The organism is Mesorhizobium sp. M7A.F.Ca.US.008.03.1.1 (assembly GCF_003997495.1).
Taxonomy (GTDB): Bacteria; Pseudomonadota; Alphaproteobacteria; order Rhizobiales; family Rhizobiaceae; genus Mesorhizobium.
Genome location: NZ_RZRU01000030.1, coordinates 1 through 14479 on the forward strand (window position 1 = coordinate 1; position 14479 = coordinate 14479).

Consider the following 14479-nt stretch of genomic DNA (forward strand, 5'->3'; position numbering starts at 1 on the left):
GGGCGGCCCGGACCCCGCCCGAATGGGGCGAGCCGCCGCCCGCCGTTTCCGGCATGACCGGCTTCAGCACGCGCTCGCGCACCAGATGGCGGGTGACTTCGCTTTCGGCCTTGTTGAGGTACCAGTCGATCAGCCGGCGGATTTCGGCGCGTTGCATCGGGTCCTCGGCGAACAGCCGCTTGTCGCGCTTCAGGACGCCGCGCGTTTCATCGAGATACTCGGCGATGACGGTCGCGCCGACGATCGGCACGTCGCCCTCGGCCAGCAGGATCGGCAGCGTGCCGGCCGGGTTCAGCGCCAGGAACTCCTTGCGCCGGGTCCACGGCTTTTCCTCGATCAAGGCCAACTCCTCGCCATACTCGCCGAAAGCGAGGCGGACGAAGCGACAGGTGGCGAACATGGGATGGTGGAAAAGCGTCAGCATGGTTCCGCGATGATAAAGCGCACTGGCGAATCGCAGGGCGCACCGGTAAGTCTTGGCCGCCCGGTTAGCGGGCCGTCAGGGTGTTGCGACCTATAGGGGGACTTCAACGCCATGACAAGCAAGCCGTTTGTCTAGAGATAGAGCATGATGTCGTCCGAAAACCGCTTCACACTTTTCGGCATCATGCTCTAGCCGTCACGCCAATGCCGAGGTAGCCATGGAAAGCCAGACCATCGTCGAAGCCCTGCTGCTCGGCCTGCTGGAGGGGCTGACCGAGTTCATCCCGGTGTCGTCGACCGGCCATATCCTGCTCGCCGGCCATTTCCTCGGCTTCCATTCGACCGGCAAGGCCTTCGAGATCCTGATCCAGCTCGGTGCCATCCTGGCGATCCTCAGCGTTTATTTCCGCCGTCTGTGGAAGATGCTGCTCGACCTGCCGCATGACCGGCTGACGCGGCATTTCGTCATCGGCATTCTGATCGCCTTCCTGCCGGCGGCGATCATCGGCGCGCTGGCGCATGATTTCATCAAGACGGTGCTGTTCGAATCGCCAAGGCTGATCTGCATCATGCTGATCATCGGCGGCGTCGTGCTGCTGGTGGTCGACCGCATGAATCTCAAGCCGGTCTACCGCGACGTCGAGCGGTTCCCGACCAGGCTTTACCTGCAGATCGGGCTTTTCCAGTGCCTGTCGCTCATTCCCGGCACATCGCGTTCGGGCTCGACCATCGTCGGCGCGCTGCTTTTGGGCGTCGACAAGCGCGCGGCCGCTGAATTTTCCTTCTTCCTTGCGATCCCGACCATGGTCGGCGCCTTCGCCTTCGACCTGTTCAAGAACCGCAACGTGCTGAGCAGTGCCGACCTGCCGATCATCGCCGTAGGCTTCGTCGCCGCCTTCGTCACGGCGCTTATAGTCGTGCGCTTCCTGCTCGACTACGTCTCGCGCAACGGCTATTCGCTGTTCGGCTGGTGGCGGCTGGTGGTCGGCGGCGTTGGTCTGGTGGCCTTGATGATCTGGGGGTGAGGAGTGGTCCGCGAAGCGGACGGAAAGCCAATTGCTTGGCTTTCCGAACGACGAACGCCCTGAGCATGCGAAGGGCGAGCAACGTTTCTCCTCAATTCCTTCCATAAAACGCGTTCTCGACATGCACCGGCCAACGCCAGGGCACCACCGCGACCATGTCGAAGCGCATCGACAGCCTGCCGTAGTCCGCTTGGCGCGACAGCCAGATGTCGGCTGCGCCTTCTATTCGACGTTCCGATTCGTGGCCGATCGCCTCCATGGCTTCCATCAGCGTGCGCCGCGCCTTGACCTCGACGAACAGCACCAGGTCGCCGCGCCGCGCGATCAGGTCGATCTCGCCGAAGCGCGTGCGATGGCGGCGGGCGAGAATGCGATAGCCTTTCAGAATCAGCGCTGCAGCCGCCAGCCATTCGCCGCGATGACCGCGCCGATAGGCTTTTTGGCGGCTGGCGACCGGGCGTTCAGCCACCGTCCTCTCCGGAAGCATCCTTGAGCTCGAGCAGCCGCCGGTAGAGCGCCTGTTTCTGGCCGCCGGTCATCTTCGCGGCTTCCGCCGCCGCCTTGGAGGCCGGCATCTCGGCGGCAAGCGACAAAAGCAGGCGGTCGATGTCGGCGGGCTCGTCCGCCCTGGCCTCGGCCGGACCGACGCAGACGACGATCTCGCCCTTCGGCGTATCGGCCGCCGCATAGTGGTCGGCCAGCGCCTGAAGCGTGCCGGTGCGCATTTCCTCGAAGGTCTTGGTCAATTCACGGCCGATGGCGGCCTTGCGCTCTCCGCCCAGCGCTTCGACCATGGCACCGAGGGATTCGGCCAGCCGGCGCGGCGATTCGAAGAAGATCAGCGTCGCCGGCACGGCTTTCAGGGCTTCCAGCCGCGTCAGCCGCTGTCCTGATTTGACCGGCAAAAATCCGGCGAACATGAAGGCGTCGGAGGGCAGGCCGGATGCGGTCAACGCCGCGAGCGGCGCCGATGGACCGGGGATGGGCACGACGCGGATGCCGTGGTCGAGCGCCTCGCCGACCAGCCGGTAGCCGGGATCGGACACCAGCGGCGTGCCGGCATCGGAGATCAACGCCACGCTCTGTCCGGCCTGGAGCGCCGCGATCAGCTTCGGCCCGGCCTCGCCGGCATTATGCTCATGGTAGGCCGTGGTTCGGCGGCGGATGCCATAACGGTCGAGCAGCACGCGCGACACCCGCGTGTCTTCGCAAGCGACGATGTCGGCGGCGGCCAGGGTCTCCAGCGCGCGCAGCGTGATGTCGGCGAGATTGCCGATCGGCGTCGCCACCAGATAGAGCGCTGGTTCCAGCGGCCGGGCCGCGATCTCCGTCTGCCCGACCACATAGCTGCGCTTGCCCGTCTCTGCGGTCACTGATGACTTCTCCATTCAGCCCTGTTTGGCACGGCTGACGCGGGCTTGCAAAGCTGGCGCCGATGTAAGGAATTCGCCTTTCCTTTGCCACAGTGGGGAACCAAACCGGCGTTGGCAAATTAGCCCCCTGATTCCGGAGGAGGACAGGATGGACAGCCTGAAGATACAGGACGCTTTCGAGCCCTACTATGCCGACCGCAACCGCGTTGCCGTACGCAGGGACAAGCGCTTGCCTGCCAAGACCGAGAACAGCCTGACCAAGCAGGCCGCCTTGCCTACGAACGTCAGGCTTTCCGACAACAAACCCGACAGCACGACGGAGCACTGACCGGACGATGCCCAATCGCTTCGATATCTTCATCACCCGTCTTGAAACAAAGAACGCCCGCAACGGCGCGCAACTACCCTCGATAGGCGACCAGCACCGCGCCCGCCGCAATAAGGGCGACACCAAGCCAGTTCGCTCCGGTGAGTCGCTCGCCGAGAAAGGCCGCGCCAAACACCGCCACAAGCACGACGCTTAGCTTGTCGATCGGCGCCACCTGCGCCGCGTTGCCGATCTTCAGGGCGCGAAAATAGCAGAGCCATGAGGCGCCGGTCGCCAGACCGGACAGGCCGAGGAAGGCCCAGGTCTTTCCCGAGATCGTAGCCGGCGACTGGAACTGGCCGCTGGCGAGCAGGATGGCACCGAGCACGATCAGGATGATGACCGTGCGGATGAAGGTGGCGAAATCGGAATTGATGTTCTCGATGCCGACCTTGGCGAAGATCGCCGTCAGGGCCGCGAATGCAGCCGAGAGCAGGGCCCAGAATTGCCAGGAGGATACGGTCAGGTTCATGCCGATGGCCTTCGCGAGGTCTCAGTCCAGATAACGCGAACCCGCGCTTTCAGAAGCGCAATCAACTCCGGGTCCATGAATTCGTAGTCATCCGGGATATCGAGGCAGATCACCTTGGCCGCCTTCAGGCTGGCCTTGAACTTTTTCTGCAACTTCGAGCGGTGCGTCTTTTCCATAACGAAGATGATGTCGGCCCAAGCGACGAGCTCGTGCGACAGCGGGGTGTCGGCGTCATGGTTGGTGCCGGCCGAGGCGACCTCGATGTCGTGGCGCTTGGAAAACACCTGCTCGGCGGTCGGGCTGCGCAAACGGTTCTGGCTGCAGACGAAGAGGACGTTTTTCAAGGAATTTTTCTTTGGAGCATGATCCCGTCCGGAAACCGGTTTCCACTTTTCGGGATCATGCTCACCGCGCCAGATCCGCTACCACGGCATCGAGCACGATCATGCCGGCCGGCGTGGCGCGGAGACGCGCATTGCCGATCGGCGCCACCAGCCCCTCTCCCTGCAGCATCGACAGCCGCGCGCTCGACAGGCCGCGTCCGGAGAACGCCTCGTAGCGGGAGAGGTCGATGCCTTCGGCCAGCCGCAGGCCCATCAACAGGAATTCGTCGGCCTCTTCCGAGCGCGTCAGGATTTCGCCGCCGGTGACGCCATGGCCCTTGGCCTCGACCAGGTTGGCCCAGGTTTCCGGCATCCGCTCGGCGATCGTCACCGTGCGGCGGCCGTTCTCGACGAAGCGGCCATGCGCGCCGGGGCCGACGCCGACATACTCGCCATAGCGCCAATAGGTGAGGTTGTGCCGGCTCTCGGCGCCCGGTCTGGCGTGGTTGGAAATCTCGTAGGCCGGCAGGCCGTGCGCCGTGGTGATCTCCTGCGTCAGCGCATAGAGGTCGGCGGCGTGGTCGTTGTCGGGAATGATGAATTTCTTCGCCGCATGCAGCGCGTGGAAAGGCGTGCCTTCCTCGATGGTCAGCTGGTAGAGCGACAGATGATCGGCGGCATGGCCGATCGCCTGCTCCAGCTCCGCTGCCCAAGCCTCCGGCGTCTGGCCGGGGCGGGCGTAGATCAGATCGAAGGACAGCCGCGGAAAAATCTCGCGCGCGAGCCCGATGGCGTGCAGCGCCTCATCGACATTGTGCAGCCGGCCGAGGAAGCGCAGATCCTTGTCGTTCAGCGCCTGCACGCCGAGCGACACGCGATTGACCCCGGCCACCCGATAGCCGCGAAAGCGCTCGGCCTCGACCGAGGAGGGATTGGCCTCCAGCGTCACCTCGATGCCATCTGGAACGGTCCAGTTCTTCGCTACCGCGTCCAGAACCCTGGCCACGGTTTCGGGCTTCATCAGCGACGGCGTGCCGCCGCCGAGAAAAATGCTGGTCACCTCGCGCGGCCCGGTGCGCTCGCGCATCGTTGCCAGCTCAGCCTCGAAGGCGCTGGCAAAGCGGTCCTGGTCGACCGGCTGGTGGCGGACATGGCTGTTGAAATCACAATAGGGGCATTTGGCCGCGCAGAACGGCCAGTGGACATAGACGCCGAAGCCGGGCGCCCGGTCGAGCAGCATGCTCATGTCGAGCCCAATCTCGCTCTGGCGAATTTCTGGAAGGCACGCGCGCGATGCGACAGCGCCGTGGCCTGGCCGGGCTTCCAGCCATGCTTTTCCTCAGCGCTCATTTCGCCGAAGGTTTTTTCGAAGCCATCGGGCAGGAACACAGGATCATAGCCGAAGCCGAGTTCGCCGCGCGGCGGCCAGACCAGCGTGCCTTCGGCCTCGCCGCGATAATATTCCGCCTCGCCGTCGGGAAACGCCAGGCAGATGAGGGCGACGAAGCGTCCCTTGCGCTGTTGCGGCAAGGCCGCTCCAACTTCCTGCAACGCCACTTCGGTGCGTTGCATGGCCATGCCGAAATCTCTGCTGCCATCCGGGGTCTCGGCCCAGTTGGCGGTGTAGACGCCAGGCGCGCCATCAAGCGCGTCGACGCACAGGCCGGAATCGTCAGACAATGCCGGCAGGCCGGTCGCCTGGGCGGCGGCCAGCGCCTTGATATAGGCGTTCTCCTCGAAGGTGGTGCCGGTCTCATCCGGCTCCGGCAGGCCATACTCCTTGGCCGACTTCGCTTCGAAGCCGAACGGCTCCATCAGATCGGCGAATTCACGCAGCTTGCCGTCATTATGGCTGGCGACGACGATCTTCTTGCCATCGAGAGAATGCATCAAAGGCCCCAGATTCTTGGCTCGGCAAATTCGATCGAATTGCCCGAGGGGTCGCGTATATAGATCGAACGGCCGCCCTGCGGCCACTCGAATTCGCTTTCGATGGCGATCCTCTTCGCCGCGAGATGCGCTTTCCAGCCGGCGATTTCATCGGCGGTTGCCGCAAAGCACAGGTGACCCTGGCCTACTGCACCGTGCGGCGGCACCGGCAGCCTGGCGTCGGGCGCCGGCGGCACTTTCGTCGCTGCGGCATTGAAGACGAGCAGCACGCCCGGCCCGCAGCGGAAGAAGAGGTGCCTGCCGTCAACCTTGCCGAGCAGGTCGAGGCCGAGGATGCCGACATAGAATTCTTCCGCCGCCGCCAGATCGGTGACGTAGAGGGCTGATTCAAGGATTGCCAAGGGCGTCACGAGGCACCCCCCTCTGCCCTACCGGGCATCTCCCCCGCAAGGGTGGAGATTGGCAGCGTCAACGCTGCCTCATGACCTGTAACGTCGGTGATTGGCGAAGCCCGCGACCACAAAAGATCTCCCCCCTTGCGGGGGAGATGTCCGGCAGGACAGAGGGGGGTGTGAAGGATCGCCAACGTTGTCGTCCTACAAGCTGCAGCTAAGCCACTGCCATCTGCTGCAAGCTGACCAGGCGCTGGATGCCTTTCTTGGCCAGGCCCATCAATTCCGCGAACTGTTCTTCGGAGAAAGGCTCGCCCTCGGCGGTGCCCTGGATCTCGACGATGCCACCCTTGCCGGTCATGACGAAATTGGCATCGGTGCCGGCCGCGGAATCCTCGATATAGTCGAGATCGATCACCGGCTGGCCGTCATGGATGCCGCAGGAGATCGCAGCGACATGGTCCTTGAGCACCTTGGCGACGCTGGCCATCTGGCGCGCTTCCATCCAGCGCAGGCAGTCGTACAGCGCCACCCAACCGCCGGTGATCGAGGCGGTGCGGGTGCCGCCATCGGCCTGGATGACGTCGCAGTCGACAGTGATCTGCTGCTCGCCCAGCGCCTGCAAATCGACCACGGCGCGCAGGGAGCGGCCGATCAGCCGCTGGATTTCCAGCGTGCGGCCGCCCTGCTTGCCGGCCGAAGCCTCGCGGCGCATGCGCTCGCCGGTCGAGCGCGGCAGCATGCCGTATTCCGCCGTCACCCAGCCCTTGCCGGAATTGCGCATCCAGCCCGGCACTTTTTCTTCGAGGCTGGCCGTGCACAGGACATGCGTGTCGCCGAACTTCACCAGGCATGAGCCTTCGGCATGCTTGGAGACGCCGCGCTCGAAGGAGATGGCACGCATTTCGTCGAATTGGCGTTTGGAAGGGCGCATTCAGGCTGCTTTCTTGTCATTTTTCGGAATCTTGGCCGGCTTGTAACCGCATGGGACGCGTGGCGCAAAGGAAAATGGCCTGACGATCTGACACAGACACCGGGTTGCGCGGGTGCAGTGTAAGTCTATATCCTCGGGCCGGAGGTTTTTGGCCGTATGACCAAGGCAGTCGATCCGAGTTCGCAGTCGCCCGCGCTTCAGTCGCTCGATATGCGTTCCCGCGACATCTTCCGGCGCATTGTCGATTCCTACCTCAGGGACGGTGAACCGGTGGGCTCGCGCAGCCTGTCGCGCATCCTGCCGTCCTCGCTGTCGCCGGCGACCATCCGCAACGTCATGAGCGACCTCGAGCATCTCGGCCTGATCTACGCGCCGCACATCTCGGCCGGCCGGCTGCCGACGCAGGCCGGCCTGCGTTTCTTCGTTGACGCCTTCATGGAGCTTGGCGACCTTTCCGACGAGGAGCGCCGCGCCATCGAGGCACAGGTGCGGGCTTCCGGCTCGGGCGCAACGCTGGAGCATATGCTGACTGAGGCCAGCCAGATGCTGTCGGGCATGTCGCGCGGCGCCGGCCTGGTGCTGGCCGCCAAAAACGAGGTGGCGCTGAAGCATATCGAATTCATCCAGCTCGAACCGACCAAGGCACTGGCGGTGCTGGTGTCGCAGAATGGCGACGTCGAGAACCGCGTCGTCGAGCTGCCCGCGGGCATCACCGTCTCGCAACTGCACGAGGCCTCGAATTTCCTCAACGCCCATATACGCGGCCGCACGCTGGCCGAGGCGCGGATCGAGATCGCCCGCATCAAGGAAGAGACCAGGGCCGCACTCGACACGCTGTCGCAGGATCTGGTCGAGAAGGGGCTGGCGGTGTGGGCCGGCGCCGACAGCGGCCTGCCGGCACGGCTCATCGTGCGCGGGCGGGCCAATCTGCTCGAAAACGTCACCGCCCAGGCCGACATCGAACTGCTGCGGCATCTGTTCGAGGACATGGAGACGCAGGACGGTCTGATCCAGCTGCTCGACCTCGCCGAGGAAGGCTCGGGCGTGCGCATCTTCATCGGCTCGGAAAACAAGCTGTTTTCGCTGTCGGGCTCGTCGCTGGTGGTCGCGCCCTATCGCGACAAGGACGCCCGCGTCGTCGGCGCGCTCGGCGTCATCGGCCCGACCCGGCTGAACTATGCCCGCATCGTGCCGATGGTGGATTACACCGCGCAGCTGATATCGCGCATGCTCCGTTGAGCTGATCTAACCGAGGAGACGACTATGGCGCTCGAAGAATTCAAGGCCCGGATCAGCCTCCTGCTGGAGGAGATGGTCAACCAGCCGGAGGATCAGCACGAGATCCAGGAGCAGTTGCGTGAAAAACTACAGGAAATGCGCGCCATGGGCTTGCCGCTGCCGGCCGATCTCGTCGAGTTGGAAAAACGCCTCGACGACGATTTCTACGCCGCCGGGACCTGAGCCCAGGAACCGGAAGCTTCCTTCACCTCGTCCTGTGCCGTGGAACGATCGACGAAACCGCTCGTTCCTGTTCTCACGCCCAGCATCGGAGGACCGAATGATGCGTTTTGCCGGCCCCGCAATTTCCGCCGCACTGTTTCTCTCAACCGCTTCATTCGCCCAGCAGGCGGACGAGTCGGTGCTCAAAGGCGCGGCCGCCTTCGGCGACTGGCGAGCGGACAAGCCGGGCACACGCCGCCTGATCAGACAGGACGATCTGCCTAAGCCCTATGCCACCCGGTCGACCTCGAACAGCGCCGGCGTCGCGGACATGCCGGCAGACGCGAAGCTGCAACTGCCGCCGGGGTTCTCGGCCGAGCTGGTTGCATCTGGCATCGACAATCCACGCGTCGTGCGCGTCGCGCCGAACGGTGACCTGTTCGTCGCCGACAGCGAGGCCAACCAGGTCCGCATCTATCGCCTCGCCGAAGGCAGTGCGAAGCCGGCGCAGGACGGCATCTTTGCCGGCAATCTCAACCAACCCTACGGCATTGCCTTCTATCCGCCGGGTGCTGACCCGCAATGGGTCTATGTCGCCAACAGCGACAGCATCGTTCGCTTTGCCTACCGCAATGGCGACCTGAAGGCCTCCGGGGATCCAGAAACCATCGTCGACAACATCCCGGCCAATCACCACTGGACCCGCGACATCGCTTTCTCGCCGGACGGCAAGACGCTTTATCTGTCGGTCGGCTCGGGATCGAATGTCGCCGAGGACATGGGCCAGGAGCCGAAAGGCGGACTCGATGCCTGGGCGAAATCGCAGCCGCTGGGTGCAGCCTGGGGATCCGAGGACGGCCGCGCCGATGTGCTGGCCTTCGACCCGGACGGCAAGAACGGCCGTATCGTCGCCACCGGCCTGCGCAACTGCTCGGGTATGACCGTGCAGCCGGCGACCGGCGCGCTGTGGTGCGTCGTCAACGAACGCGATGCGCTTGGCGACAATGTACCGCCCGAATACGCGACCGTGGTCAAGGAGGGCGCCTTCTATGGCTGGCCCTGGTACTACATCGGCGACAATGAGGATCCGCGCCACAAGGGTGCGCGCCCCGATCTTGCCGGCAAGGCGACCGTTCCCGATGTGCTGATGCAGGCGCATTCGGCGCCGCTCAACATCGCCTTCTACGAGGGGAAGAGCTTTCCGGCTGAATACAAGGGCGATGCTTTCGTCGCTTTGCATGGTTCATGGAACCGCGGCAACAGGACCGGCTACAAGGTGGTGAGACTGCTGTTCAAGGACGGCAAGCCAACCGGCCAATATGAGGATTTCACCACCGGCTTCGTCGTCTCCGACGGCGAGGTATGGGGCCGGCCGGTCGGCGTGGCGGTGGCGAACGACGGCGCACTGATCGTGACCGAGGACGGCAACGGCACCATCTGGCGTGTCACCCATGGCGACGGTCGTTCCTGAGCGCAGTTCGCACAGGCGTGGTGCAATCGAATCCGAGCTTGAGGGAATTCACGCCCGCCGGACTTTGTGCGATAGGATGCCGTGATAGCAGCGTCGCGCAAGGCCGCAATGATGACCCTTACCGGATTCCTTGCCTACAGCGCCGCTCTTGGCATCGCCGCCGCGATTCCTGGTCCCGGCATCACCGCGCTGGTCGCCCGTGCGCTCGGCTCCGGCTTCCGCTCGTCGCTGGCGATGTCCTTTGGCCTGATGGTTGGCGACATCACCTATCTGACCGCCGTGGTGCTCGGCCTCGCTTTCGTCGCCCAGAGTTTCGGCATGGTTTTCCTGGCCATCAAATGGGCCGGCGTCGCCTATCTCGCCTTCCTCGGCTGGCGCTTCTGGAACAACGGCATCACGCCCGAGACCGTCGAGGCCAGAAAAGGCAAGGGTGGCTTGCTGTCGAGCTTTGCCGCCGGCCTGACCGTCACGCTCGGCAATCCGAAGACGATGATCTTCTACCTCGCGATCACGCCGACCATCGTCGACCTGAAGACCATCACATTGGCCGACTACAGCATTCTCGTCGCGCTGACGGTCGTCGTGCTTCTGGTGGTGCTGGTGCCGTATCTGGCGCTGGCCGCCAAGGCGCGCTGGTTCCTGAAATCGCCGCGCGCGCTCAAGGCGCTGAACCGCACGGCCGCCGGCTTCATGGTCGGCGCCGCGGCGGCGATTGCCGCCCGCCAATAGAGGCTTTCGGCCAAAGCATTTCGCAAACCGGCCTTTGCGGGAAATGCTTTTCCGAGACAGGGATGTTTTCGACACAGGTCCCACTCGGATATTTTCGGCCGACAGTCTATGTTGCGCGGCTGAAAGCCCTATCCTGTCGGCTGCATTTGCCTGAAATCCTCCACTTGCCTGAAATTCTGGGAGCGAAACCAATGAACAAGCCCGTCACATCAGCCCGCGTGCCCGGCCGCGGCCGCGGCCGCGTCTATGATTCCATCACCGACACGATCGGCGACACGCCGCTGGTGCGGCTCGACAAATTCGCTCGGGAAAAAGGCATCGTCGCCAATCTCATTGCAAAGCTCGAATTCTTCAATCCGATCGCTTCGGTCAAGGACCGCATCGGCGTGGCGATGATCGAGGCGCTGGAAGCGTCAGGCAAGATTTCTCCCGGTAAGACCACGCTGATCGAACCGACATCGGGCAACACCGGCATTGCGCTTGCCTTCGCCGCTGCCGCCAAGGGCTACAAGCTGATCCTGACGATGCCCGAAACGATGTCAATCGAGCGCCGGAAAATGCTGGCGCTGCTCGGCGCCGAGCTGGTGCTGACAGAAGGCCCGAAAGGTATGAAGGGCGCCATCGCCAAGGCCGACGAACTGGCAGCGACGATCCCCAATGCGATCATCCCGCAGCAGTTCGAGAACCCGGCCAATCCGGAAATCCATCGCACCACGACGGCCGAGGAAATCTGGAACGATACGCATGGCGAGGTCGATATCTTCGTCGCCGGCATCGGCACCGGCGGCACCATCACCGGCGTCGGCCAGGTGCTGAAGAAGCGCAAGCCTTCCGTGCATGTCGTCGCTGTCGAGCCGGACTCCTCGCCGGTGCTGTCGGGCGGCCAGCCCGGCCCCCATAAGATCCAGGGCATCGGCGCCGGCTTTGCGCCCAAAATCCTCGACACGACGATCTATGACGAGATCGTCAAGGTGTCGAACGAGGATTCGGTCGCCAATGCCCGTCTGGTCGCCCGCCTCGAAGGCGTGCCGGTCGGCATCTCTTCGGGCGCCGCCCTGCAGGCGGCCATCGTCGTCGGCTCGCAGCCGGAGAACAAGGGCAAGAACCTTGTGGTGATCATCCCATCCTTCGCCGAGCGCTATCTGTCGACCATCCTGTTCGAAGGGTTGGGATCGTAATCCGACGCTTCTTCATGGCCAAGCTGGCCCGCTGAAAAACCGTCCGTGGCCGCCGTCAGCGGCTTGAGCGTGACACCGCTTCCGGTTCATATCGCCCCCGGCCTGCTTTGCGCGACCGGGGGAGGATTTCATGTACAAGCTTTATACCCGTCCTGGCAGCGGCGGCTTCGTCGTCGAGGCGGCGCTGGTGCTGGCGAATGCACCGTTCGAGCAGATCGACGTGCCGAAGACCGACCGGCCCGATCCGGCCTTCCTCGACATCAGCCCGTTGAACCAGGTGCCGGTGCTGACCTTGCCGGACGGAAGCTCGATGACCGAATCGGCGGCGATCTGCATCCTGCTTGCCGAGCGACATCCCGATGCCAATTTGGCGCCGGCGGTCGACGCGCCTGCCCGCGCCGACTTCCTGCGCTGGATGGCCTTCATGTCGTCGGTGCTCTATCCGGCGGTGCTGCGTTTCTACTACGCGTATCGGTACACGGCCGATGCCGACGGCACCAAGGCGGTCAAGCAGGCAGCCGTCGCCGAGATGGACCGTGGCTTTGCCGTTCTCGATGCCGCGCTCGAGGGCCGTGACTGGCTGGTCGGTGACCGGATGTCGCTGGCCGACATCTATCTGGTCATGCTGGTGGCCTGGCATCCCGACATCGACAGCGCGCGGACGGCATGGCCGAACATTGAACGTCTGTGGTCGAAGCTGCGCGGGCACCCCCTGATGAAGACGCTCAACACATCGCATGAGATGTGGCCAGGCTGAACGAACGGCCGGTGGCGAGGTCAATTTCTGAGCACTGCCCGTTTTCCCTGCAGGAACCGGCGCACCGCCGGGTCGCGTTCGAGGCCGATTGCCCGATCATAGGCCTCGATTGCATGTGGCACCTGACCGAGCCTTGCCAGCAGACCGGCGCGGACTGCCCAATAGGGCTGATACTCATCAAGCCGCTTGTCGTGGCCCAGCACGTAAAGGGCCGCCAATCCCGCCACGGCGCCCTCGGCCTCGGCAATCGCCACCGCGCGGTTGATCCCCACCACCGGCGATCCCGCGATCGAAAGCAGCGCGTCGTAGAGTTCGCGGACCGCCACCCAGTCGGTGCGGCCGGTCAGGCGTCGTGCCGCATGTGCGGACTGCACGGCCGCCTCGAGCTGGTAACGGCCGATGACGCCCATGGTGGCGGCGTGGCCGAGCAACGCTTCCGCCTCATCGACCAAAGCGCGATCCCAGAGCGTATAGTCCTGTTCAGCCAGCGGCACGTAATCGCCGGCCGCATCGCGCCGTGCGGTGCGGCGCGCCTCGGCAAACAGCATCAGCGACAACAGGCCAAGCGCCTCGGGCTCTTCCGGCAACAGCGAAGCCACCAGGCGGCCGAGCCAGATGCCTTCGGTCGCCAGATTGCGGCGGCGCGTTTCGGTGCCCGCCGGATCGGACCAGCCTTCGGCGAAGGCGGCGTAGATCGCTTCCAGCACCGCGTCCAGCCGTTCGCCGAGCTCGGCCCGCTCCGGCACGCGGAACGGAATGCCGGTTTCACGGATGCGGGTCTTGGCACGCACCAGGCGCTGGCCCATCGTTGCTGGCGAGACCAGGAAGGCAGAGGCGATCGTCGCCGCGTCGAACCCCAGCACGGTCTGCAGGATCAGCGGCGACCGTACGCTGGCCTCGATCGCCGGATGGGCGCAGGCGAACATCAGCCGCAGCCTCTCGTCGGGCAGGTCTTCGTCGGTCATGCGCGCCTCCGCTTCCTCGGCAATCAGCTTGAGATGCTCGCGGCCGGCCTCGCTGGTCAGCCGCCGCCGCACCGCATCGACGCGGCGCCGCCTTGCCACCGCCAGCAGCCAGGCTTCAGGCTTTTCCGGCACGCCGGTTCGTGGCCAGCGTTCGAGTGCCGCGGCAAAGGCGTCGGCCAGCGCGTCCTCGGCGGCAGCCACGTCGCGGGTGCGCGCCGCGAGCCAGGCGACCAACTTGCCGTAGCTTTGCCGGGCGGCGGTTTCCGCCGCCGCCCGCGCGATCTCCGGGCCATTCTCCATCACATGGTCTGTTCCCAGATCGGCCGCAGCTCGACCGTGCCGGCGCTGGCGGCGGGACAGCGCGCCGCCCAGGCGATGGCGGCATCGGCGTCCTCGGCCTCGATCATGTAGAAACCGGCGAGCTGCTCCTTGGTGTCGGCATAAGGGCCATCGAGCACGTTGGTCTTGCCATTGGCCATGCGCACCGAAGTGGCCGCCTGAGTCGGTTTCAGTCGGTCGCCGGCCAGCCAGGCGCCGGATTTCTTCAACGCATCGGTATAGGCGCCATAGGCAGCGCTGATCTCGTAGGTCTTATCGGTCGGTGCGGCCGCCATCGCGACTTCGTTGACGTAGATCAAAAGCATGTAGCGCATGGTCTTCTCCCGTTGTTTCGAAGGCCGCTTCGTTGCGAGCCGGACGTATGTCGCGCGGCCCTGGCCGATTTCGACAGGCGTTGGAAA

19 protein-coding genes are annotated in these 14479 nt (G+C 64.5%); 8 read left to right on the forward strand and 11 right to left on the reverse strand.

The window, feature by feature from the left end:
• Window positions 1-424 (reverse strand): glutathione S-transferase family protein (locus EOA16_RS28930; RefSeq protein ID WP_164754424.1); only part of this gene is annotated, 424 nt, incomplete at its 3' end.
• Window positions 425-641: 217 nt separating this feature from the next.
• Here EOA16_RS28930 and EOA16_RS28935 point away from each other — a divergent pair.
• The gene (locus tag EOA16_RS28935; RefSeq protein ID WP_127261197.1) at window positions 642-1448 is read left to right on the forward strand and encodes an undecaprenyl-diphosphate phosphatase; all 807 of its coding nucleotides are present in this window, start codon (window positions 642-644) and stop codon (window positions 1446-1448) included.
• 91 nt (window positions 1449-1539) lie between these two features.
• Here the strand turns inward: EOA16_RS28935 and EOA16_RS28940 are convergent, their stop codons facing one another.
• Together EOA16_RS28940 and rsmI are read right to left on the reverse strand one after the other, a co-directional pair.
• Window positions 1540-1917: a YraN family protein gene (locus EOA16_RS28940; RefSeq protein ID WP_164754425.1), complete on the reverse strand. Its 378-nt coding sequence runs from the start codon at window positions 1915-1917 to the stop codon at window positions 1540-1542.
• Complete coding sequence (rsmI, locus tag EOA16_RS28945) at window positions 1910-2836, reverse strand: 16S rRNA (cytidine(1402)-2'-O)-methyltransferase (protein ID WP_127261199.1); 927 nt, start codon at window positions 2834-2836, stop codon at window positions 1910-1912. Before rsmI ends, EOA16_RS28940 begins: the two co-directional genes overlap by 8 nt.
• 133 nt (window positions 2837-2969) lie before the next feature.
• On the opposite strand from rsmI, the gene EOA16_RS28950 reads away from it, so the two are divergent.
• Window positions 2970-3149, forward strand: a complete 180-nt coding sequence (locus EOA16_RS28950; RefSeq protein ID WP_127261200.1) for a hypothetical protein — start codon at window positions 2970-2972, stop codon at window positions 3147-3149.
• Window positions 3150-3222: 73 nt separating this feature from the next.
• On the opposite strand, the gene EOA16_RS28955 is transcribed toward EOA16_RS28950, so the two are convergent.
• The 6 genes from EOA16_RS28955 to rph form a co-directional block, all read right to left on the reverse strand.
• A complete protein-coding gene (locus tag EOA16_RS28955; protein WP_127261201.1) occupies window positions 3223-3660 on the reverse strand; it encodes an EamA family transporter in 438 nt (145 codons plus the stop codon).
• A complete protein-coding gene (locus tag EOA16_RS28960) occupies window positions 3657-4004 on the reverse strand; it encodes a low molecular weight protein tyrosine phosphatase family protein (protein WP_127261202.1) in 348 nt (115 codons plus the stop codon). The genes EOA16_RS28955 and EOA16_RS28960 overlap by 4 nt, the downstream gene beginning before the upstream one ends.
• A gap of 61 nt (window positions 4005-4065) precedes the next feature.
• Entirely contained in the window at window positions 4066-5229 is a 1164-nt protein-coding gene (hemW, locus tag EOA16_RS28965) for a radical SAM family heme chaperone HemW (RefSeq protein ID WP_127261203.1), read from the reverse strand.
• On the reverse strand, window positions 5226-5873 hold the full coding sequence (rdgB, locus tag EOA16_RS28970; protein WP_127261204.1) for an RdgB/HAM1 family non-canonical purine NTP pyrophosphatase: 648 nt from the start codon (window positions 5871-5873) through the stop codon (window positions 5226-5228). Before rdgB ends, hemW begins: the two co-directional genes overlap by 4 nt.
• Window positions 5873-6283: a VOC family protein gene (locus EOA16_RS28975; RefSeq protein WP_127261205.1), complete on the reverse strand. Its 411-nt coding sequence runs from the start codon at window positions 6281-6283 to the stop codon at window positions 5873-5875. Before EOA16_RS28975 ends, rdgB begins: the two co-directional genes overlap by 1 nt.
• Window positions 6284-6482: 199 nt before the next feature.
• On the reverse strand, window positions 6483-7199 hold the full coding sequence (rph, locus tag EOA16_RS28985) for a ribonuclease PH (protein ID WP_127261207.1): 717 nt from the start codon (window positions 7197-7199) through the stop codon (window positions 6483-6485).
• Window positions 7200-7355: 156 nt separating this feature from the next.
• On the opposite strand from rph, the gene hrcA reads away from it, so the two are divergent.
• The 6 genes from hrcA (at window position 7356) to EOA16_RS29015 (ending at window position 12774) form a co-directional block, all read left to right on the forward strand.
• Complete coding sequence (gene hrcA / locus EOA16_RS28990) at window positions 7356-8438, forward strand: heat-inducible transcriptional repressor HrcA (RefSeq protein ID WP_127261208.1); 1083 nt, start codon at window positions 7356-7358, stop codon at window positions 8436-8438.
• 24 nt (window positions 8439-8462) lie between these two features.
• Window positions 8463-8660: a hypothetical protein gene (locus EOA16_RS28995; RefSeq protein WP_023814156.1), complete on the forward strand. Its 198-nt coding sequence runs from the start codon at window positions 8463-8465 to the stop codon at window positions 8658-8660.
• Window positions 8661-8757: 97 nt separating this feature from the next.
• Complete coding sequence (locus EOA16_RS29000) at window positions 8758-10110, forward strand: sorbosone dehydrogenase family protein (protein WP_127261209.1); 1353 nt, start codon at window positions 8758-8760, stop codon at window positions 10108-10110.
• Between the two features lie 111 nt (window positions 10111-10221).
• The gene (locus tag EOA16_RS29005; protein ID WP_127261210.1) at window positions 10222-10839 is read left to right on the forward strand and encodes a LysE family translocator; all 618 of its coding nucleotides are present in this window, start codon (window positions 10222-10224) and stop codon (window positions 10837-10839) included.
• Window positions 10840-11030: 191 nt separating this feature from the next.
• Window positions 11031-12017 carry a cysteine synthase A gene (gene cysK / locus EOA16_RS29010; RefSeq protein ID WP_127261211.1) on the forward strand — a complete coding sequence of 329 codons (987 nt, stop codon included), beginning with the start codon at window positions 11031-11033 and terminating at the stop codon, window positions 12015-12017.
• 130 nt (window positions 12018-12147) lie between these two features.
• Window positions 12148-12774 carry a glutathione S-transferase family protein gene (locus EOA16_RS29015; protein WP_127261212.1) on the forward strand — a complete coding sequence of 209 codons (627 nt, stop codon included), beginning with the start codon at window positions 12148-12150 and terminating at the stop codon, window positions 12772-12774.
• 20 nt (window positions 12775-12794) lie between these two features.
• Here EOA16_RS29015 and EOA16_RS29020 read toward each other — a convergent pair whose 3' ends face one another.
• Both EOA16_RS29020 and EOA16_RS29025 read right to left on the reverse strand, forming a co-directional pair.
• Entirely contained in the window at window positions 12795-14039 is a 1245-nt protein-coding gene (locus tag EOA16_RS29020; protein WP_127261257.1) for an RNA polymerase sigma factor, read from the reverse strand.
• Window positions 14039-14392: a YciI family protein gene (locus EOA16_RS29025; RefSeq protein ID WP_127261213.1), complete on the reverse strand. Its 354-nt coding sequence runs from the start codon at window positions 14390-14392 to the stop codon at window positions 14039-14041. The genes EOA16_RS29020 and EOA16_RS29025 overlap by 1 nt, the downstream gene beginning before the upstream one ends.
• Between the last annotated feature and the right edge of the window lie 87 nt (window positions 14393-14479).

Coding starts and splice junctions, on each gene's coding strand:
- EOA16_RS28935 (WP_127261197.1), top strand. CDS start 642: ATGGAAAGCCAGACCATCGTCGAAGCCCTGCTGCTCGGCCTGCTGGAG.
- rsmI (WP_127261199.1), bottom strand. CDS start 2,836: ATGGAGAAGTCATCAGTGACCGCAGAGACGGGCAAGCGCAGCTATGTG.
- EOA16_RS28950 (WP_127261200.1), top strand. CDS start 2,970: ATGGACAGCCTGAAGATACAGGACGCTTTCGAGCCCTACTATGCCGAC.
- EOA16_RS28955 (WP_127261201.1), bottom strand. CDS start 3,660: ATGAACCTGACCGTATCCTCCTGGCAATTCTGGGCCCTGCTCTCGGCT.
- hemW (WP_127261203.1), bottom strand. CDS start 5,229: ATGAGCATGCTGCTCGACCGGGCGCCCGGCTTCGGCGTCTATGTCCAC.
- rdgB (WP_127261204.1), bottom strand. CDS start 5,873: ATGCATTCTCTCGATGGCAAGAAGATCGTCGTCGCCAGCCATAATGAC.
- rph (WP_127261207.1), bottom strand. CDS start 7,199: ATGCGCCCTTCCAAACGCCAATTCGACGAAATGCGTGCCATCTCCTTC.
- hrcA (WP_127261208.1), top strand. CDS start 7,356: ATGACCAAGGCAGTCGATCCGAGTTCGCAGTCGCCCGCGCTTCAGTCG.
- EOA16_RS28995 (WP_023814156.1), top strand. CDS start 8,463: ATGGCGCTCGAAGAATTCAAGGCCCGGATCAGCCTCCTGCTGGAGGAG.
- EOA16_RS29000 (WP_127261209.1), top strand. CDS start 8,758: ATGATGCGTTTTGCCGGCCCCGCAATTTCCGCCGCACTGTTTCTCTCA.
- EOA16_RS29005 (WP_127261210.1), top strand. CDS start 10,222: ATGACCCTTACCGGATTCCTTGCCTACAGCGCCGCTCTTGGCATCGCC.
- cysK (WP_127261211.1), top strand. CDS start 11,031: ATGAACAAGCCCGTCACATCAGCCCGCGTGCCCGGCCGCGGCCGCGGC.
- EOA16_RS29015 (WP_127261212.1), top strand. CDS start 12,148: ATGTACAAGCTTTATACCCGTCCTGGCAGCGGCGGCTTCGTCGTCGAG.
- EOA16_RS29020 (WP_127261257.1), bottom strand. CDS start 14,039: ATGGAGAATGGCCCGGAGATCGCGCGGGCGGCGGCGGAAACCGCCGCC.
- EOA16_RS29025 (WP_127261213.1), bottom strand. CDS start 14,392: ATGCGCTACATGCTTTTGATCTACGTCAACGAAGTCGCGATGGCGGCC.